14 protein-coding genes and 2 pseudogenes are annotated in these 20,387 nt (G+C 70.0%); 5 read left to right on the top strand and 11 right to left on the bottom strand.

Annotated elements, in window-relative coordinates:
- Window positions 1-68: 68 nt before the first annotated feature.
- A complete protein-coding gene (locus RB628_RS14970; RefSeq protein WP_318320900.1) occupies window positions 69-458 on the bottom strand; it encodes a cell division protein SepF in 390 nt (129 codons plus the stop codon).
- Between the two features lie 299 nt (window positions 459-757).
- Between RB628_RS14970 and RB628_RS14965 the strand changes: the two genes are divergently transcribed.
- Both RB628_RS14965 and RB628_RS14960 read left to right on the top strand, forming a co-directional pair.
- Window positions 758-4,882: a bifunctional nitrate reductase/sulfite reductase flavoprotein subunit alpha gene (locus RB628_RS14965; protein ID WP_318320899.1), complete on the top strand. Its 4,125-nt coding sequence runs from the start codon at window positions 758-760 to the stop codon at window positions 4,880-4,882.
- Between the two features lie 295 nt (window positions 4,883-5,177).
- Window positions 5,178-5,663 (top strand): hypothetical protein, encoded by a 486-nt coding sequence (locus tag RB628_RS14960; RefSeq protein ID WP_318320898.1) that lies wholly within the window; start codon window positions 5,178-5,180, stop codon window positions 5,661-5,663.
- A gap of 3 nt (window positions 5,664-5,666) precedes the next feature.
- On the opposite strand, the gene RB628_RS14955 is transcribed toward RB628_RS14960, so the two are convergent.
- On the bottom strand, window positions 5,667-6,185 hold the full coding sequence (locus RB628_RS14955) for a YceI family protein (RefSeq protein WP_318320897.1): 519 nt from the start codon (window positions 6,183-6,185) through the stop codon (window positions 5,667-5,669).
- A gap of 130 nt (window positions 6,186-6,315) precedes the next feature.
- On the opposite strand from RB628_RS14955, the pseudogene RB628_RS14950 reads away from it, so the two are divergent.
- Window positions 6,316-6,801, top strand: a pseudogene (locus tag RB628_RS14950) (MarR family winged helix-turn-helix transcriptional regulator); the annotation flags it as partial.
- Between the two features lie 46 nt (window positions 6,802-6,847).
- On the opposite strand, the gene RB628_RS14945 reads toward RB628_RS14950, so the two are convergent.
- Together RB628_RS14945 and RB628_RS14940 are read right to left on the bottom strand one after the other, a co-directional pair.
- Window positions 6,848-7,480: a sigma-70 family RNA polymerase sigma factor gene (locus RB628_RS14945; RefSeq protein WP_318320895.1), complete on the bottom strand. Its 633-nt coding sequence runs from the start codon at window positions 7,478-7,480 to the stop codon at window positions 6,848-6,850.
- A 232-nt stretch (window positions 7,481-7,712) separates the two neighbouring features.
- Entirely contained in the window at window positions 7,713-8,366 is a 654-nt protein-coding gene (locus RB628_RS14940; protein WP_318320894.1) for a hypothetical protein, read from the bottom strand.
- Window positions 8,367-8,610: 244 nt separating this feature from the next.
- Between RB628_RS14940 and RB628_RS14935 the strand changes: the two genes are divergently transcribed.
- Together RB628_RS14935 and RB628_RS14930 are read left to right on the top strand one after the other, a co-directional pair.
- Entirely contained in the window at window positions 8,611-8,850 is a 240-nt protein-coding gene (locus RB628_RS14935; RefSeq protein ID WP_318320893.1) for a hypothetical protein, read from the top strand.
- A 273-nt stretch (window positions 8,851-9,123) separates the two neighbouring features.
- Window positions 9,124-10,122 carry a TIGR01777 family oxidoreductase gene (locus RB628_RS14930; RefSeq protein ID WP_318320892.1) on the top strand — a complete coding sequence of 333 codons (999 nt, stop codon included), beginning with the start codon at window positions 9,124-9,126 and terminating at the stop codon, window positions 10,120-10,122.
- Between the two features lie 413 nt (window positions 10,123-10,535).
- Here RB628_RS14930 and RB628_RS14925 read toward each other — a convergent pair whose 3' ends face one another.
- The 7 genes and pseudogenes from RB628_RS14925 to kdpA form a co-directional block, all read right to left on the bottom strand.
- Window positions 10,536-12,002, bottom strand: coding sequence for a WGR domain-containing protein (locus tag RB628_RS14925; protein WP_318320891.1), 1,467 nt, complete (start codon window positions 12,000-12,002; stop codon window positions 10,536-10,538).
- A 98-nt stretch (window positions 12,003-12,100) separates the two neighbouring features.
- Window positions 12,101-12,508, bottom strand: a pseudogene (locus RB628_RS14920) (SulP family inorganic anion transporter); the annotation flags it as partial.
- A 53-nt stretch (window positions 12,509-12,561) separates the two neighbouring features.
- Complete coding sequence (locus RB628_RS14915) at window positions 12,562-15,114, bottom strand: ATP-binding protein (RefSeq protein ID WP_318320890.1); 2,553 nt, start codon at window positions 15,112-15,114, stop codon at window positions 12,562-12,564.
- A gap of 47 nt (window positions 15,115-15,161) precedes the next feature.
- Window positions 15,162-15,845 (bottom strand): response regulator transcription factor, encoded by a 684-nt coding sequence (locus RB628_RS14910; protein ID WP_318320889.1) that lies wholly within the window; start codon window positions 15,843-15,845, stop codon window positions 15,162-15,164.
- A gap of 121 nt (window positions 15,846-15,966) precedes the next feature.
- Window positions 15,967-16,578: a potassium-transporting ATPase subunit KdpC gene (gene kdpC, locus RB628_RS14905; protein WP_318320888.1), complete on the bottom strand. Its 612-nt coding sequence runs from the start codon at window positions 16,576-16,578 to the stop codon at window positions 15,967-15,969.
- A 5-nt stretch (window positions 16,579-16,583) separates the two neighbouring features.
- Entirely contained in the window at window positions 16,584-18,722 is a 2,139-nt protein-coding gene (gene kdpB, locus RB628_RS14900) for a potassium-transporting ATPase subunit KdpB (RefSeq protein ID WP_318320887.1), read from the bottom strand.
- Window positions 18,719-20,383, bottom strand: coding sequence for a potassium-transporting ATPase subunit KdpA (gene kdpA / locus RB628_RS14895; protein WP_318320886.1), 1,665 nt, complete (start codon window positions 20,381-20,383; stop codon window positions 18,719-18,721). The genes kdpB and kdpA overlap by 4 nt, the downstream gene beginning before the upstream one ends.
- Window positions 20,384-20,387: the final 4 nt, after the last annotated feature.

Raw genomic sequence — 20,387 nt, 5'->3', positions numbered from 1 at the left:
GCGAACCGTTCCGTCCGCCGCACCTTCCTACGAACGGGGGACCGCCGGATCTCGTCGTGAGACCGCTCTCAGTTCCCCGGCACCCCGGCCCCGCCCATGAGTCCGCCGACCTCCGTGCCGGGCGGGGTGAGAAGGAACACGTTCCGGTCGACCCGGTGCATCCCGCTCGCGAGGCCGAAGACGACGCCCGTGCTGAAATCGAGGACCCGTTTGGCGGTGTCCGCCTCGGCGCCGGTCAGGTCGAGGAGCACCGGGATGCCGGCCATCAGCGTCTCGGCGACCTCGCGGGCGTCCGCGAAGACATTGACGCGCAGGACGACGAAACGGCGCCTGGCCTCGGTCTCCGCCTCGGGTACCGACCGGTGGCCCACCGCGGACGGCCAGGCGTCCCGGCCTCTCAGCGGTACGACCTGGGCGAGCCCCTCCCACTGTTCGTCGGTGACATCGTGGCTGTTCATCGACCCACTCCGCCCTGGCTCGCAATGACTGTCTGCATCAGCCAATTCTTACTCATGGTCACCCGATCGGCCCAATACGACACGCTCAGCGACCCCCTGTGTGAGAAATATCCGAACACCTATACGTACCTCACAGCACTGACACTCCGGCTGTGCAGCGGGCGTAACCGCTCATGATCGGATCACGTGACATCGGCGTAACGGGCAATTCGTACGCTCTTCGGTAGCAGGCCCGGTATGACGACCAGACGACGACAGACCGAGAAAGACAGACAGAGGAAAGCGGAGAAGGGCAGCACGTGACCACGACCCCCACGACCACGCAGGTACGGACCGTGTGCTCGTACTGCGGGGTGGGCTGCGGACTCGTGCTGGACGTCGGGCTCGGGCCCGACGGACGGCGTACGGTCTTCAAGGCGTCCGGGGACAAGGCACACCCCGCGAACGCCGGGCGGCTGTGCACCAAGGGCGCGACCACCGCCGACATGCTCAGCGCGCCCGGCCGGCTGACCACCGCACTGGTCCGGGACGGTCTGGACGACCGGGGCGAGGAGCTGGTGCCCGCGCCCGTCGCGGACGCGATAGCCGAGACCGCGCGGCGACTGCGGGCGATCGTCGACGAGCACGGGCCGGACGCCGTCGCCTTCTATGTCTCCGGGCAGATGGGGCTCGAGGCCCAGTACCTGGCGAACAAGCTGGCCAAGGGGTTCGTGGGCACGAACCAGATCGAGTCGAACTCCCGCCTGTGCATGGCGAGCGCCGGCACCGGATACAAGCTGTCGCTGGGCGCGGACGGCCCGCCCGGCTCGTACGACGACTTCGACCACGCCGACGCCTTCCTCGTCATCGGGTCGAACATGGCCGACTGCCATCCGATCCTGTATCTGCGGATGATGGAGCGGGTGAAGGCCGGGGCCAGGCTCATCGTGGTCGACCCGCGGCGTACCGCCACCGCCGCCAAGGCGGATCTGTTTTTGCAGATCAGGCCCGGTACGGATCTGGCCTTCCTCAACGGTCTGCTCCATCTCCTGCACGCCGACGGGTACACGGACCAGGAGTTCATCGCCGCCCACACCGAGGGCTGGGAGGAGATGCCGGGCTTCCTCGCCGACTATCCGCCGGACGCCGTCTCCGCGATCACCGGCATCCCCGAGGACGACATCCGGGAGGCCGCGCGGATCATCGGTGAAGCCAGTGCGTCCGGTGAGTGGATGAGCTGCTGGACCATGGGGCTCAACCAGTCAACACACGGCACCTGGAACACGAACGCCCTGGTCAACTTGCATCTCGCCACCGGCGCGATCTGCCGCCCGGGCAGCGGGCCGTTCTCCCTCACCGGGCAGCCCAACGCCATGGGCGGCCGGGAGATGGGGTACATGGGGCCGGGGCTTCCCGGGCAGCGGTCGGTGCTCGTGGACGAGGAGCGGGCGTTCGTCGAGGACCTGTGGGAGCTGCCGGCCGGCACGCTCCGCAAGGACGGCGCCGGGCACGGCACGATCGAGATGTTCCGGCGGATGGCCGAGGGTCACATCAAGGCCTGCTGGATCATCTGCACCAACCCGGTCGCCTCGGTCGCCAACCGCCGTACGGTCATCGAGGGCCTGGAGGCCGCCGAGTTCGTCGTCACCCAGGACGTCTTCGCCGAGACCGAGACCAACGCGTACGCCGATGTCGTCCTGCCCGGCGCGATGTGGACCGAGGCGGAGGGCGTCCTCGTCAACAGCGAGCGCAGTCTCACTCTCGCCCAGGCGGCCGTGGACCCGCCCGGCGACGCCATGGCCGACTGGCGGATCATCGCGGCCGTCGCACACGCGATGGGGTTCGAGGGGTTCGCGTACGAGAGTGCCGAGGACGTGTTCGAGGAGCTCAAGCGGGCATGGAACCCGAAGACCGGCTGGGATCTTCGCGGGGTCACCTACGAGCGGCTGCGGGAGACTCCCGTGCAGTGGCCGGCCTCCTCGGCGGACGGGCCCGCTCGCAACCCCATTCGCTACAGGGAAGGGGACGAGGGGCTGCGCTTCCCCACGGCCAGTGGGCGTGGTGTCTTCCACGGCCGGCCGTATCTGCCCGCCGCCGAACTGCCCGACGACGACTTCCCGTTCGTCCTGAACACCGGGCGCGTGCAGCACCAGTGGCACACCCTGACCAAGACGGGAAAGGTCGCCAGGCTCAACAAGCTGAACTCCGGGCCGTTCGTGGAGGTGCACCCCGAGGACGCGCGGGAGTTGGGGGTCGTGGACGGTGACTCGGTCGAGGTCGCCTCGCGTCGCGGGCGGGCCGTGCTGCCGGCGGTCGTCACGGACCGGGTGCGGCCGGGGTGCGTCTTCGCGCCCTTCCACTGGAACGACCTCTTCGGTGAGTACCTCAGCATCAACGCGGTGACGAGTGACGCGGTCGATCCGCTGTCCCTGCAGCCGGAGTTCAAGGTGTGCGCGGTGTCCTTGGTCAGGGTGCACCGCCCCGAGTCGCAGGTGCAGCGCCCTGCAGCCCCGCCGGCCACTCTCCCGCAAGTCCCGGTCGCGGTACCGGCGTTGGCCTTCACGCCCGCTCCGCCGCCCGTCCTCAGCGCCCAGGAGCGCCAGTACCTCTCGGGCTTCCTGGCCGGGCTGCCCACCGGTGCCGTGGGGATTCCCGTGCTGCCCGCCTCCGCGCCTTTCAGTGCCGAGCACGCCGACTGGGTGAACGGGATGCTCGCCGGCATGTACTCCCGGGCCGTGGACACCCCGCCACGGGAGCGGGTCGGTGTCGGGGTCGAGGTCGACGGGCGCGAAGTCGTCGTGCTGTGGGCCTCGCAGACCGGCAACGCCGAGGAGATCGCCGGCGCGACCGCCGACCGGCTGACCGCCGGCGGTCACCGGGCGAGGCTCGTCGGCATGGACGAGGCCGATGTGACCGCCCTCGCGCGCAGTGCCGATCTCCTCTTCATCACCAGTACGTTCGGCGACGGCGACGCACCCGACAACGGCACCGGCTTCTGGGACACGCTCTCCGGTGAGCAGGCACCGCGGCTGGACGGCGTGCGGTACGCCGTCCTCGCGCTGGGCGACTCCTCGTACGACGACTTCTGCGGGCACGGGCGCCGACTGGACGCGCGGCTGGATGAGTTGGGGGCGGTGCGGATCGCGCCGCGCACCGACTGCGAGCCCGACTTCGAGCCGTCTGCCGACGCGTGGCTCGATCAGGTGCTCGACGTACTGGAGACGAAAACCGAGCAAGGGCAGGAGCAGGAGCAGGAGCCGAGTTTCCCGCAGGAACAGCAGCCGGGCAGTAGGGCTGACACGGTTTCCGCTCCCGCCGTCCGGACCGTCAGGCCCGCCCCCACGCCCGCCCGGCTCGTCGGCAACCGGCTGCTCAGCCTGCCCGGCGCGACCAAGGAAGTGCGCCGGTTCACCTTCGACACCAGCGGTACGGCACTGACGTACGAAGCGGGTGACGCGCTCGGCGTGCGGCCCGTCAACTCCACGTCCCTGGTGGACGAATGGCTGGCCGCGACCGGACTGGACGCGTCAACCGGCGTGTCGGTGGACGGAGTTGGTGATTTCTCGCTCTCCGATGCGCTGCACGGACAGCTCGACATCACCCGGATCACGCCCGACCTGTTGCGCTTCGTCTCCGAACGGGCGCGGGACAACCGTGAGTTGAAGAAGCTGATGCGGTCCGACAACAAGGACGGGCTGGCCAGCTGGTCGTGGGGGCGGCAGGCCGTCGACGTGGTCGCCGAGTACGGGGTGCGGGCGTCCGCACAGGAGTGGGTGGAGGTGCTGCGGCGGCTTCAGCCCCGCCTGTACTCCATATCGTCGAGCCCGCTCGTCGACCCGGCGCGGGTGTCGCTGACGGTGTCCGTGGTGAGGTACGAGAACCTGCACGGCCGGCCGCGCGGCGGAGTCTGCTCGCCCTTCCTGGCCGACGCCGGGCCGGACACGGCGGTGCCCGTCTTCGTGCAGCGCTCGCCTCACTTCCGTCCCCCGGCGGACGCCTCGACGCCGATGGTGATGGTCGGGCCGGGCACCGGGGTGGCGCCGTTCGTGGGGTTCCTGGAGGAGCGGCGGGCTCTCGGGCACGCGGCGCCGAACTGGCTGTTCTTCGGCGAGCAGCACCGCGCCACCGACTTCTACTACGAGGGCGAGCTGGCCGGCCTGGTCGCCGAGGGCACACTGAGCCGCCTGGACACCGCGTTCTCCCGCGACCAGCGCAACAAGGTGTACGTGCAGGACCGGATGCGCGAGCACGGCCCCGAACTGTGGCACTGGCTCCAGGAGGGCGCCCACTTCTACGTCTGCGGCGACGCCTCGCGCATGGCCAAGGACGTGGACCGGGCACTGCGGGACATCGCGGTGGCGCACGGCGGCCTGAGCGAGGACGAGGCGGGTGTGTACGTGAAGCAGCTCTCGGCGGCGAAGCGTTACGTACGGGACGTCTACTGAGCCACCCTGACCGGACAAACCGCCACGATTGCGTACTGCAGGACGTCCCTACCGGCCTCACACCGGACTTTGCACCTGCCGGCGCGGGCGGCACACCGGGCACGATTACGTTCCGGTGTCGTGCACTTGGCAGAAACAGCGTCTGACATCACGGCGAAGAGCGGCCCGCCGCGGCACCCGCCCCCGGTGGCCGTACCGGAGGCCGACGCCCCCGCGCAGTGGCATCGTGTCCTGACGCCGCTCGCGACCGTCAGCCTGTTCGTCGGTACGCGCGCAGTGTCGGTACGCGCGCGGTGTGGACGCAGGCTGCCAGCGGGCGGCCTGTCTGGGCACGGCCTGTGCGGCCCAGCAACTGCCTTGGTTCCTCGTGCCGTTCCTGCCGGCCGGGATCTACGCCGCGCGCCGGGGCGAGCCGGGCGCCCGGCCGGCCACCGGGGTGGTGCTGCGGATCGCCGGTACGACGGCCGCCGTATGCCTGCTGATCAACACGTACTTCGTCGTCAGCGAGCCACGTACCTGGGCGGCCGGTGACGACAGCGCCCTCGCACCCCACTTCACACTCACCACCGGTCAGGGCACGACCCGGTGGTGGAAGGTGGTCCAGGGGCCGGCCGTACTGCCCGCGCACGCGAGCGCCGTCCACCGGCTCCGGCCGCCCGGACCGGTGTTCCGGGTGGGCCGCCGACCGGGTACGCGCATCCGGCTGCGCGTCTTCACGGCGTCGCCGGACACGTTGTCGAGCATGGACATCCGGCTGCCGGGCGCGCGGCCGTCAAAGTGACGCTCAGGCCGTCTTCGTACGGACGAAGCAGAGCGTGGCCCTGACCGTCGTGAGGCCCTTCATCATGCCCATCTGGTTCCAGCCCATGCCGAACTGGTCCCGGTCCACGGTGAACTCGGCCTCCAGGGAGACCGCGTCGGCGTTCGCCCGGGCGAGGCGCGCCGTCAGGGTCGTGGGGCGGCTGATGCCGCGCACGGTCAGCTGGCCGGTGACGTGAACGGTGTCGCCGTCGCGGAGTTCCGCGCCGCGCACCGCGAAGGTGATCTCGGGGTGGTTCTCGGCGTCGAAGAAGTCGGCTCCGTGCAGGTGCTTGTCCCGCTTGGCGTGCTTGGTGTCCAGGGAGGCGGGGTCCAGGGTCACGGTGCCGGTGGCGGAGCCGTCGGGCCGCACCTCGCCCTGACCGTCGACGACGGCGAAGGAACCCTTCACAGTGACCATGCCCCACATCGTCTTGTGACTGACGGCGATGGTGGTCGCGGTCCGGTCGAGCTGCCACAGGCCGGTCTCTACGGCGACGGTCATGAGTGTCTCCACGCATACAGGGATAGTCATCCAAATTTGGATGACGTAGCGAATGGACGCCACGCTAGCCTGTAATCCAAATATGAACAACCCCGTCGTACAAAATTGGACAACCGGTAGAATCGGCGGCATGGCCGCCCCTTCCGAAGACCCCGCGCTCCTGCCCGACTGCCCCGCCGCACAGAAGGACGGGCTGCTCCCGGTGGAGCTACGGGCGTGGATGGTCCTGCTGGCCGCGACCGGGGCGATCGAGCAGCGACTCGGCCCCGTCCTCAAGGAGTCGCTCGGGGTCTCCCATGACGAGTTCCTGGTGCTGTGCCTGCTCGCGGACCGGCCCGACGACGGGCTGCGGATGACCCGGATCGCGGAGCTGCTCGGCCGCCCCAAGACCCGGCTCACCTATCAGATCGCCTGCCTCTCGCATACCGGGCTGGTCACCCGGCGCTCGGTGTGCGGCGACAAGCGGGGCGTCGAGGTTGCCCTCACCGACAAGGGCCGGCGCCTCTTCACTGAGGTCTCGCCGGCCCTGGCCGACACGATCAACTCGGGTCTCGATCGCATCGGCCCCGAGGAGCGCGAGGCGCTGTACGGGCTGCTGCCGGAGGAGGCTGGCGAGGAGAGGGGGGGACGTGAAGAACTGACTCTCCTGCCGCGTCCGCCTGTCAGGCCGCCAGAACCGCCGGCTCCGGATTCGCCGTCGGTTCCGTCCGGGCCTCGGCCTGGGTGAGCAGGTCGACTAGGGTCTCCCGGGCCCGGGCCACACGCGAACGGACCGTCCCCACGGGGCAGTCGCTGACCTCGGCCGCCTCCGCGTAGGGCAGCCCCATCAGCTGCGTGAGGACGAACGCCTCGCGCCGCTCGTCGGGCAGCGCGGCCAGCAGATCGAGGAGCGCGACCCCGTCGTCGAAGCCGGGCAGCCCGCGCGGCTGGGCCAGTTCGGCGGTCAGCCGCCAGTCCTCGGCGTCGTACAGCCGGGGCCGGGCCGCGGCGTGGCGGAAGCTGTCGATCACCGCGCGCCGCGCGATGGCCATGAGCCAGGTGCGGGCCGAGGAGCGCCCCTCGAACCGGTGCAGGCTGGCGAGCGCCCGCAGGAACGTGTCCTGGGCGAGGTCGTCGGCGGCCTGCGGATCGGCGGACAGATGGGCGACGTACCGCACCACATCGCGGTGCAGGGCACCGACGAATCGTTCGACGGCGGCCGGGTCGCCACCACGGGCCGCGAGCGCCCAGGCGGTTATCGACTCGTCCAGCGGGCGGGTCGGGAGGGTGGAGGCGGGCAGTGCAGGAGTGATCACCTGGTGTCCTTCTCGGATCATCCGGATCCGGCAGAGCGGCCCACGAAGCGCGATGCGAGGCGAGGCGCGACAGAGCGATGCAGTGCAGTGCGCGATGCGTGGAGGCACGCCACTACCGGCAGAGGAAGGGCGGCCGTACGCATGGGTGGGTACGGCCGAGGCCCGAGGCGTCCGCGGAGGCCGACGTCGACGCGTCGGCGCCACCTGGAGCGCCCTCGGGGAACCAGCTGTCTCAGACGACAGCGGTCCCCGCCGGCGGGCCCCGGGAAGTGATCGCGTGGACGAGCGGAAGCAGCCGCGGCGCCAGGTCCGAGCGGCCGCGCCGCGGGCGCAGACGGGGGCGGTCCGGCGTCGCGGGCAGCGCGAGCACCAGCCGAAGCGGAGCGGCCAGCCGGCCTGCCACCGCCCGCAGGATTCGGAACGCGGCCCGCTCACCGCAGGCCAGCCACAGACCGCACAGCAGCGCGGCGAGTGTGTGCGCGGCGAGCATGCCGTACGAGGACGACAGCACGTCGATACCGTGGCTGCCGTGTCCGCCGTGGGCCATGTGCCCCATGCCCACGCCGGTGCCCATGTCGGTACCGGTGAGGGTCATGTCCATGGATTCCATCGACAGGCCGGCGGAACCAGTGGCACCCTGTGTGAACGAGAACGCCGAGTGGAGCGCGCCCTGCGCGACCACCACCACGCCCACGACCAGCGGAAATCCGCGCTCGCGGCCGGTCAGGCCCCAGCCTGCGCCGCCCATGACCACGGCCCCGGCGGCCAGCGTCCACCAGGCGACGGTGGAACCGGACATCAGCACGTGACCGAGGGCGGCGAGCAGCACACAGACGGCCGCGAACACCGCGGCCCGCAGCGTGCGTGTACCCCACCCGGCAGTCATGACGGCCCTCATCCTCCCACCCTGACTCGAACGTCACTGGTAGGTACGCAAACTACTGATCAACCGTTCGCCGGGGTACCCCCGGCCGGTCGGCGGGGGCCCGCCGGACATGCGGCGGATACCCTCTTTGGGCTGCGGTTTTCCAGTCAGGAAGCATGACGCGGAGCGCTTTTCCGCCGAATTCCGCGCTCCGCACTCGTATCGAACCCACATTTCCTGTCAGCCCCCACGCAGCGCCCGTCCCGTGCCGGTCGGCCGGCTGGTCGGCGTGGACCTCGCGCGCGGCCTCGCCGTGTTCGGGATGTACGCCCGCGCCGGCCCCGGCCCCTCCTCCGGCGGGGTGACCGGCTCGGTGACGGAGCTGTTCCACGGCCGCGCCTCCGCGCTCTACGCCTTCCTGACGGGCTTCCCGGTCATCCTGATGACGGGCCGCCGGGTCCCGAACACCGGCCGCGAAGACGCCAGGCCGTCGCCAGGGTCCTGATCCGGGCCGTGCCGCCGGTCACCCTCGGCACCTGGCTGACCTCCACCGGCTCCCCTGTCGAGGTCATCCTCGCCTTCTCGTGACCGTCTTCGCGGCCGTCTGGTCCCGCTTCTTCCGGCACGGGTCCCCGGAGCGCCTTCTGGGGGGATGCGACGAAGATCGCCCGGCAGGTGAGACAGGGCGGTCGCCCGGCACCTTCGCAGGTCAATTTTGAACGTGTTCAAATACTTGCGCTACTCTCACAGCGACACGTTCCAAGCCACAGGGGGAGTCATGAGGATAGTCATACCCGGAGGAACCGGTCAGGTGGGTACGGTCCTGAAACGTGCGCTCACCACCGCCGGGCACGACGTCACCGTTCTGACCCGGCGGCCGACGCGCGAGGGCGAGATCGGCTGGGACGGCGAGACCCTGGGAGGCTGGGCCGAGGCGGTCGACGGCAGCGACGTCGTGATCAACCTGGCGGGCCGCAGCGTCAGCTGCCGCTACACCCCCGTCAACCTGCGGGCCATGATGGACTCACGTGTGCACTCCGCCCGGGTCGTCGGCGAGGCGATCGCGGGCGCCGCGCGGCCTCCCCGCCTCTGGCTCCAGATGAGCACCGCCACCGTCTACGCCCACCGCTTCGACGCCCCCAACGACGAGGCGACCGGCGTCATCGGCGGCGCCGAACCCGGCGTACCGGACTACTGGGCCTACAGCGTCGAGATCGCCAAGGCATGGGAAGAGGCCCAGGAACAGGCGGTGACGCCCGCCACGCGCAAGGTCGCTCTGCGGACCGCCATGGTGATGAGCCCGGATCGCGGCGGTGTCCTCGACGTACTGCTGCGCCTGGCCCGGCTCGGCCTCGGCGGCCCGGTCGCGGGCGGCACGCAGTACGTGTCCTGGATCCACGACCACGACTTCGTACGGGCCGTCGAGTTCCTGACCGACCGGGAGGACCTCGCCGGGCCGGTGAACCTCGCCGCTCCCCGCCCTCTCCCCCAGCGGGAGTTCATGCACGCGCTGCGCGCCGCGTGGGGCATACCGGTGGGTCTGCCCGCGACGCGGTGGATGGCGGAGCTGGGCGCGTTCGCGCTCCGCTCGGACACCGAACTCCTGCTGAAGAGCCGCCGAGTCGTTCCCGGCCGGCTGCTCGACGCAGGCTTCACCTTCGAACACGCCGAGTGGCCGGAGGCCGCCACCGACCTCGTAGGCCGGGTGCGTGACAGAGCAGGGACGGGCGCCGGCGCCCGGGCCCGGCTGTCGGCGACGGGATCGGCGAGCCGGTGACCTGCCGGAGGCGGGCGAGGGAACCCGGACACGGCTGTCGACAACGGCTGGTCCATGCCCTGACGGCGGGCAGCAGGCGGCAAACCCGCTGAGGAGCCGCGCAAATGACCCCTGTCGGCATGAACCACCTCGACCCGCACTTCGCGGCCGCGGCCCACAACACCCTGACGCGGACACTGGCCGGATTCCTGAACGGACCGGCGGTGCGCTGACGAACGAAGGGAACACTGTTCGGCCGGTCCCCTGAGGGACCGGCCGAACGGCCGTTGCCGGCTCTCGCGGCAACGAACAGCGGCGTACTCGGCGAGTCCCCCGGTGAGCCTGGAACGGCCCACACGGAACCGTCCATGGCCGTCGGCGACAGCAGCACGTTGCGACGCGCCGAACGACGAGGACCGCAACCGCACCGTCGGTCACACCAGACGTCTGATCTCTCCACGCACTCGGTAGAAGCCCCCCGAGGAGGAGTGCAACGCGTCCACCACATAGCGTGTGCCGGGCTGGCGTATCGCACGCGGGAACTGGACGTTCCACGTCGGCTCATAGCCCTCGGAGACCACATGCACGCGTACTCGGCCTCCTTGCTCGAAGCACTCCACGACGACTCCGCTCCCCGCTGCGGAGGCCGCGCTGACCGTGGTGACGGAGGCGGCGGTGGTCAGCGGTGCATAGGTCGGCAGGGCGGCCGCCAGTTTGACGTCCGCGGCGACCGGGACGGTGCCCGACTGAGCAGCGCTGATCGCGGCCTCGCTCGCGTCGATGCAGGCGAGTGAGCCGTCCGTGGAGACGATGTACAGCCTTTCGTCGTGGTACTGCATGGAGAGCGCCGAGCCGCCGCCCGTGCCGAGCTTCCACAGCCGGGTGCCATCGGCGGTGAAGCAGTAGACGGAAGAAGCGGAGTCACCCGCGAAGACGTACCGCCCGCCGGGGGACGTGGCACACGAGTACACCGCGGCGTCGCACTGGTAGGAGGCCTCGATCGCCCCGGAGGACTTGGCGAGCCGCTGGACGACCCGCCGCCCCGTCCCGGCGTAGACCGCGGTCTCCTCCTGCCATCCGAAGAGCACATTGCCGCTGGTCGCGGTGTGCCACAACTGACCGGCGCCCTCCGCCGAGTAAGCCGTCACACCGCCGCTGTGCCCGTGGTAAACGGCGCGGTCGTCGGCCCGCACCATCCACCCCTGGGCCCCGGACGAGTTGCGTGACCACTGGAGCTCGTCCTCATGGTCGATGACGGTCAGGCCGCCGTTGCGGTCGGAGACGTTCAGCACGCCCGCGTGGATGTCCAGCCAGAAGATGTCCACCTCGGCCGCTATCTCATAAGCGGCGAACGGCACCTTCGCGGAGAGGTCGTACACCCGGCCGTCGTCACAGCCCGCGTAGATCCAGAAGTCGTCCGCGACCAGGCACTTCACACCGTCGGGCAGGGAGTAGTGAGCCAGCACCTCACCGTCATGGCTCAGGTTGTAGACGCTGCCGTGCTGGTTGCCGACCCAGCAGCGGTCCTCGTCCACATGGATACCGAACGCCGAGGCGCCGGTACGGAACCGCCACAGCACCGGGGCGGTCGCCCGCGCGGTGGACGGAGCGGACGTCACCTCACGGCGAGTCACGGCGCGGGCCGCTCTCTGTCCCTGAACGGCGGGCGCGTACCCCTTCCGCACCTTCTCGGCTATCTTCTTCGCCGCCGCCGACTCCGCCTTCTCTACGGTGGGGAACGCGGAGGTCTGGCGCTGCCCGTCCACGCCGATCCGTCCGTACCGCACGGAGACGGTGGCCCCCTCGACGGTCACCTCGTAGAACTTGTGGGCACCGCCGCTTTCCTGGGACAGCTCCAGATACGTCGTGTTCCCCGACTGTCGTGCCTGCGCAGCGGACACAGCACACCCCTCCCCAAAAACCCGGTCGGCCGGTACGGCCGATCTCCAGTGACTCCAAACTAGTGGTCACCACTGACATCGACGCCCGCGACCGGATGTCGGCCGAGTGCCGTTCTGCCATCCGGTGCGATGACGGCGGTGACCTCGGCGAGGTGCGCGACCCGCTTGGCGAAGACGACCGTGGCGTGACGAGCAGACCACGACACCGATGGCGAGGTTTGTGCGTGGCGGCCACGGACGCGACGGTGATCACCATGGCGGTGATCTCCCCGGCCGGCATCCACCGAAGCGTCTTCGGGGCCATGGAGTGCCGGTCGAACGTCGCGAACGACACCAGGACCGTCACCGCGACCAGAGCGGCCATGGGAATGCCGGAGACCACCGGGCCGAAGACGACGCACAGCAGCATCAGGAACGCGCCAACCAGGAACGTGGACAGACGGGTACGGGCGCCGGACCTTCACGTTGACCATGGTCTGGCCGGTCATCGCGCAGCCGCCCATACCCCTGACGCGTCCCTCACGCGGCGGATGCCGGATCACGTGTCCTGCTCGGCGGACTACGACGTCGCCGTGGCCGGCAGATTCGCAGGGGTCGACGCATGGCCGGGCGCGACCGGGATCGTAAGGACCATGGTGAGGCCGCCGCCGGGGGTGTCCTCGGCGTTCAGGGTGCCGCCCATGGCCTCGGCGAAGCCGCGGGCGACCGCGAGGCCGAGGCCGACTCCGTCGCCGCGGGGTGCGTCGCCGTAGCGCTGGAAGGGTTCGAAGATGCGGGACTTCGCCTCATCGGGTACGCCGGGACCGCGGTCGACGATGCGCACTTCCACACGGTCGGCGTGGGCGCTGGCGGTGACCGCCACCGGCTCACCGTCCGGGCTGTACTTCACCGCGTTCTCGACGACGTTGGCGACGGAGCGTTCCAGCAGTCCCTTGTCGACGGCCACCATCGGCAGGGTCTCGGGGATGTCCAGGACTACGGCCGACTCGGGGTCCGGTATGCCGACGAGCGCCATGGGCACCACCTCGTCGAGGTCGACCTCGCGGATGAGCGGGCTGAGCGTGCCGGTCTGGAGGCGGGACATGTCGAGGAGGTTGCCGACGAGGTGGTCGAGGCGGTCGGCGCCCTCCTCGATCGCGGCCAGCAGCTCCGCCTGGTCCTCTTCGGACCACTCCACGTCGCCGGAACGCAGTGAGGAGACGGATGCCTTGATGCCGGCCAGCGGGGTGCGCAGGTCGTGGCTGACAGCGGCGAGCAGCGCGGTGCGAATGCGGTTGCCCTCGCCCAGGGCGCGGGCCTGCTCTGCCTCGTGCCGGAGCCGCTGACGGTCCAGGACGACGGCCGCCTGAGCGGCGAACGCTGCGAGCACCCGGCGGTCGGAGGCGGGCAGGACGCGTCCGGACAGGGCGAGAGCCATGTGGTCGCCGACCGGCATGTCCACGTCCGCGTCTTCAGGGCGCTCGACCGGCTGCGCGGTGCCCACGCGGCCCGCGCAGGTCCACGGGGCGACGTCGCTCTCGCGTTCCAGCAGGGCCACCGACTCCATGCCGAAGGTCTCCCTCACACGCTCCAACAGCGCTTCCAGGCTGGTTTCGCCGCGCAGGACGCTGCCGGCGAGGAAGGAAAGGATCTCGGATTCGGCGCGCAGCCGGGCTGCCTGGTCGGTGCGCCGGGCGGCGAGGTCGACCACGGAGGCGACGGAGGCGGCCACTGCGAAGAAGACGGCGATGGCGACGATGTTCCGGGGGTCGGCGATGGTCCAGGTGTGGACGGGCGGGGTGAAGAACCAGTTGAGGAGCGCCGAGCTGACGGCGGCGGAGGCCAGCGCCGGGAGCAGTCCGCCGAGCAGGGCCGCGGCCACCGTCAGCGACAGGAACAGCAGGACGTTGTTGGCGAGGCCGAGGTCCGCCGCGATGTGGGTCAGCAGCAGGGCGAGCAGCGCCGGACCGGCCACGCCGACCAGCCAGCCCCAGATGATCCGCGCCCGGCCGAGCCGCGCACCCCGGGCCACGGGGAGTCCTCGGCCCTTGCCCGCCTCGTCGTGTGTGATCAGGTGGACGTCGAGGTCGGGGCCGGATTCCCGGGCGACGGTCGCGCCGACACCCGGCCCGAAGACGTACTGCCAGCCCTTGCGCCGCGAGACGCCGAGCACGATCTGGGTGGCGTTGACCCCGCGGGCGAACTCGAGCAGGGCTGCTGGGATGTCGTCGCCGACCACGTGGTGGAAGGTGCCACCCAGGTCCTCCACCAGGGTGCGCTGGACGGCCAGCTCCTTCGGGGAGGCGGAGGTCAGGCCGTCGCTGCGGGCGATGTAGACGGCCAGGACCTCGCCTCCGGCACCCTTCTCCGCGAGGCGGACGGCGCGGCGGATCAGCGTGCGGCCCTCCGGCCCTCCTGTCAGGCCCACCACGATGCGCTCGCGCGAGCCCCAGATCCTGGAGACCTGATGCTCGCTGCGGTACTGCTGGAGGTACTCGTCGACCCGGTCGGCCACCCACAGCAGGGCCAGCTCGCGCAGGGCGGTGAGGTTGCCGGGGCGGAAGTAGTTCGACAGGGCCGCGTCGACCTTGTCGGGTTTGTAGATGTTGCCGTGCGCCATACGGCGGCGCAGCGCCTGCGGCGACATGTCGACCAGCTCGATCTGGTCCGCCCGCCGCACGACCTCGTCCGGGACCGTCTCCTGCTGCCGTATGCCGGTTATCGACTCCACGACGTCGCCCAGGGACTCCAGGTGCTGGATGTTCACCGTCGACACGACGTCGATGCCTGCGTCCAGCAGTTCCTCGACGTCCTGCCAGCGCTTGGCGTTGCGGGAGCCGGGGATGTTGGTGTGGGCGAGTTCGTCCACCAGGGCCGCCCGCGGGCGCCGGGCCAGGACCGCGTCCACGTCCATCTCCGTGAACGTGGTGTCCCGGTATTCCAGTTCCTTGCGCGGTATCTGCTCCAGTCCGTGCAGCATCACCTCGGTGCGTGGCCGGTGGTGGTGCTCGACGAAGGCGACCACGCAGTCGGTGCCGCGCTCGGTACGGCGGTGCGCCTCGGAGAGCATGGCGTAGGTCTTGCCGACGCCCGGTGCCGCGCCGAGGTAGATCCGGAGCTTGCCGCGTGCCATGGTCTCGTCTCTGCTGTCGTGCGGGAGGGGGAGGACCGCCGGCCGGGTCAGGTCTCGAAGCGGTAGCCCATGCCCGGCTCGGTGATCAGGTAGCGGGGATGGGCGGGGTCCGGTTCGAGTTTGCGCCTGAGCTGGGCCATGTACACCCGAAGGTAGTTCGTCTTGTTGGCGTACGTGGGGCCCCAGACCTCCTGGAGCAGCTCCTTCTGTGTCACCAGGCGGCCGGGGTTGCAGACGAGGGTCTCCAGCAGGTGCCACTCCGTGGGGGTCAGCCGGATGTCCCGGCCGCCACGGCCGGCCTTCTTGGCCAGCAGGTCGACGGTGAAGTCGTCGGTCGTCACGACCGTCGTCTCGGGGGCCAGTGACACGGTCTCGGTGCGGCGGACAGCGGCCCGCAGCCGGGCCAGCAGCTCGTGCATACTGAACGGCTTGGTGATGTAGTCGTCGGCCCCCGCGTCCAGCGCGGCCACCTTCTCCTCGGAGGCGCGGCGTGCGGACAGGACGAGGATGGGTGTCCTGGTCCGGCCGCGCAGCGCCTTGATCACCTCGACGCCGTCCATGTCGGGGAGTCCCAGGTCGAGCACGACCACGTCGGGCCGGCGCGCGGCGGCGAGCCGGAGGGCCGTGGTGCCGTCCGGCGCCGCGTCCACTCCGTACTGCCGGGCCTGCATGTTGATCACGAGGGCTCGCACGAGCCGTGGATCGTCCTCCACCACCAGCACCCGGGTCATCGGTGTGCGGCCTTCCTGTCTCCGGTGGACGGGGGCGGGCATTCGGAGCCGCGCCGGGGGCTGATGCGTCGGGGTCTCCCGGCCCACCGGCCCTCGGTCGCGGTCCTTCCTGCCAAGGCCATCAGTTCCTGGCCAGTTCCCTGAGCGCGATGTTGAGTTCGAGGACGTTGACGCGCGGCTGGTCGAGGAAGCCGAGCGTACGGTCCTGGGTATGGTCGTCGACCAGTTTCTCGACCTGGGCGACGGACAGCCCGTTGGCCTCGGCGACCCGCTTGACCTGGATCTCCGCGTACTGCGGGGAGACGTCCGGGTCGATGGCGGAGGCCGAGCCGGTGACCGCGTCGACGGGCACCTCGGACTCGGGGACGCCGTTGAACTCGGCGACCTGCTGCTTCGCCGCCCTGACGTTCCTGAGCAGGGTCGGGTCACTGGCGCCCAGCTGGCTGGAACCGGTGGCCAGCGGGTCGTAGCCGCTGTTGGAGGGGCGGCCCTGGAACCACTTCGGGTCCGGCTTGGCGGTGCCCTTGATGTTCCAGCTCTGGCCGATCAGCTTCGATCCGACCTCCTTCCCGTCGACCTCGGTCATCGAGCCGTTGGCCTTGTCGTGGAAGGCGACCTGCCCGATACCGGTCACCACCAGCGGGTAGACGACGCCGGTCACCACGGTGAGGACGAGCAGCATGCGTAGCGCGGCCCAGAGCATCCGCGCGGTGTTCACCACAGAAGTGTTCATGTCCTTCATCCGATCCCGGGGATCAGCGAGATGAGTACGTCGATGATCTTGATGCCGATGAACGGGGCGATCAGTCCGCCCAGTCCGTAGATGCCGAGGTTGCGGCGGAGCATCTTGTCCGCGCTCATCGGCCGGTACCGCACACCGCGCAGGGCGAGCGGTACGAGCGCGATGATGATCAACGCGTTGAAGATGACGGCGGAGAGGATCGCCGACTCCGCAGACGCCAGGCCCATGATGTTGAGCCTGTCGAGCGACGGGTAGGCGACGGCGAACATCGCCGGGATGATCGCGAAGTACTTGGCGACGTCGTTGGCGATGGAGAACGTCGTCAACGCGCCCCGGGTGATGAGGAGTTGCTTGCCGATCTCGACGATCTCGATCAGCTTGGTCGGGTTGGAGTCGAGGTCGACCATGTTGCCGGCCTCCTTGGCGGCCGACGTACCCGTGTTCATCGCCACGCCGACGTCCGCCTGCGCGAGCGCGGGCGCGTCGTTCGTGCCGTCGCCGGTCATCGCGACCAGCTTGCCGCCCGCCTGCTCCCGCTTGATGAGCGCCATCTTGTCCTCGGGGGTCGCCTCCGCGAGGAAGTCGTCGACCCCGGCCTCGTCCGCGATCGCCTTGGCGGTCAGCGGGTTGTCGCCCGTGATCATGATCGTCTTGATGCCCATGCGGCGCAGCTCCTCGAACCGCTCCCGCATGCCGTCCTTGACGACGTCCTTGAGGTGGATGACACCCAGGACACGGGCGCCCTGGTCGTCCTCGACCGCGACCAGCAGGGGCGTGCCGCCGGCCTCGGAGATGCGGCCGGCGATGGTGTCCGCGTCCTCGGCGACCTCACCGCCCCGCTCCCGCACCCAGGCGATGACCGAACCGGCCGCGCCCTTGCGGACCTTGCGCCCGTCGGCATCCACTCCGGACATCCGGGTCTGAGCGGTGAAGGCGATCCACTCGGCGCCGGCCAGCTCCCCCTGGTGGCGCTCGCGCAGCCCGTACTTCCCCTTGGCGAGTACGACGATGGAGCGGCCTTCGGGAGTCTCGTCGGCCAGCGACGACAGCTGGGCGGCGTCGGCGACCTCGGCCTCCGTCGTCTCGCGCACCGGCACGAACTCGGCGGCCTGGCGGTTGCCGAGCGTGATCGTGCCGGTCTTGTCGAGCAGGAGGGTCGACACGTCACCGGCGGCCTCGACCGCCCGCCCCGACATGGCCAGCACATTGCGCTGCACCAGCCGGTCCATGCCCGCGATCCCGATCGCCGAGAGCAGCGCGCCGATCGTGGTCGGGATCAGGCAGACCAGCAGCGCGGTGAGCACGATCATCGACGTTTGCCTGTCGGCGCCCGCGTAGATCGCGAACGGCTTCAGTGTCACCACCGCGAGCAGGAAGACGATGGTCAGCGAGGCGAGCAAAATGTTGAGCGCGATCTCGTTCGGCGTCTTCTGCCGGGCCGCACCCTCGACCAGACTGATCATGCGGTCGATGAAGGTGTCACCGGGCTTCGTCGTGATCTTGATGACGATCCGGTCGGAGAGGACCTTCGTACCGCCCGTGACGGCGGACCGGTCACCACCGGACTCACGAATCACGGGCGCCGACTCACCGGTGATGGCCGACTCGTCGACGCTCGCGACACCCTCGACGACGTCACCGTCGCCGGGAATGATGTCGCCGGCCTCGCAGACGACCAGGTCGCCGATCTTCAACTCTGTGCCCGGCACCCGCTCCTCGACGTCTCCGGCGAGCCGGCGGGCGACGGTGTCGGTCTTGGCCTTGCGCAGAGTGTCGGCCTGCGCCTTGCCTCGGCCCTCGGCGACCGCCTCCGCCAGGTTGGCGAAGATCACGGTGAGCCAGAGCCAGGCGGTGATGGCCCAGCCGAACCAGTCGCCCGGGGTCGTGACAGCCAGCACGGTGGTGACCACCGAGCCGACCAGCACCACGGACATGACGGGGGACTTGACCATCACCCGCGGGTCGAGCTTGCGGAGGGCGTCCGGCAGCGACTTCACCAGTTGCTTCGGATCGAACAGGCCCGCGCCGACGCGGCCCTCGGGGCGCTTGTGTCCGGTCGGTACGTCCTGGTGCGGTGCCCGGGTCGGGGTAACCGTGGACATCGGGTCCTCTTGCTTCTTGGTGTTGGTGGTCATGCCGCCAGCCCCTCGGCGAGCGGGCCCAGCGCGAGGGCCGGGAAGAACGTCAGACCGGTGATGATCATGATCGCGCCCACCAGCAAGCCGGTGAACAGCGGCTTCTCGGTGCGCAGTGTGCCCGCTGTCTCCGGGACGGGCTTCTGCTCGGCCAGCGAGCCCGCCAGTGCCAGCACGAACACCATCGGCAGGAACCGGCCCAGGGCCATGCACAGGCCCAGTGTCGTGTTGAAGAACGGGGTGTCGGCGCCGAAGCCCGCGAAGGCGGAACCGTTGTTGTTGGAGGCCGAGGTGTAGGCGTAGAGAACCTCGGAGAAGCCGTGCGCGCCGATGTTGGTCATGGCTTCCTTGCCGTCCGGCAGGGCAATCGCCACCGCGGTGCCGATCAGCACCAGGGCCGGGGTGATGAGGATGTAGCAGGCGGCCAGCTTGATCTGGCGGGCGCCGATCTTCTTGCCCAGGTACTCGGGCGTACGGCCGACCATGAGCCCGGCGAGGAACACCGCGATGACGGCCATGATCAGCATGCCGTAGAGACCGGAGCCGACACCGCCGGGCGCGATCTCGCCCAGCATCATGCCGAGCAGCAGAACCCCGCCGGACAGCCCCTGGTAGGAGTCGTGGAAGGAGTTGACCGACCCGGTGGAAGTCATGGTGGTCGAGACCGCGAAGAGGGAGGACGGGCCCTCGCCGAAGCGCTGCTCCTTGCCCTCCATCGAACCGCCCGCGATCTGCGAGGCGGTGCCCGGATGGGCGTACTCGATCCAGGTCACCGCGACCACGCCGAGGAACCAGATGATCCCCATCGCCGCGACGATGGCGTAGCCCTGCCTGACGTTGCCGACCATCTTGCCGAAGGTGCGCGGCAGGGAGAACGGGATCAGCAGCAGCAGGAAGATCTCCAGCAGGTTGGTGAAGCCGTTGGGGTTCTCGAAGGGGTGGGCGCTGTTGGCGTTGAAGAAGCCGCCGCCGTTCGTCCCCACGTCCTTGATGGCCTCCTGCGAGGCGACCGCGCCGGGGCTGATGGCCTGCTTGTCGCCGGTCAGGGTGGTGATGGTGTGGATGTCGCCGAAGTTCTGGATGGCACCGGCGGCGATCAGGAGCACGGCGGCGACCAGGGAGAGCGGCAGCAGTATGCGGACGACGCCGCGCACCAGGTCCGTCCAGAAGTTGCCCAGGTCGCCGGTGCGGGACCGGGCGAAGCCGCGCACCAGCGCCACGGCGACGGCGATGCCGACGGCCGCCGACACGAAGTTCTGCACGGCCAGTCCGGCGGTCTGGGTGACATGGCTCATGGCCGTCTCACCCGAGTACGACTGCCAGTTGGTGTTCGACACGAACGAGATGGCCGTGTTGAACGCCTGGTCCGGGGTGATCGGCTCGAAGCCGAGCGACAGCGGCAGTTTGTCCTGCACCCGCTGGAGCACGTACAGGAAGATCACGCCGACCGCGGAGAAGGCGAGGACGCCGCGCAGATAGGCGGGCCAGCGCATCTCCGCGTCCGGGTTCGCACCCACCGAGCGGTAGATCCACTTCTCGACGCGCAGGTGCTTCTCGGAGCTGTAGACGGCGGCCATGTGGTCGCCGAGGGGGCGGTGCACCAGGGCGAGCGCGCCGATGAGCGCGGTCACCAGGAGTACGTCGGCAAGGACTGGACTCATGGGC

Origin of the sequence: Streptomyces sp. ADMS, from assembly GCF_033441795.1 — a bacterium.
Taxonomy (GTDB): domain Bacteria; phylum Actinomycetota; class Actinomycetes; order Streptomycetales; family Streptomycetaceae; genus Streptomyces.
The sequence above is the reverse complement of the archived record's forward strand: the minus strand, read 5'-3'. Positions and strand labels throughout refer to the sequence as shown.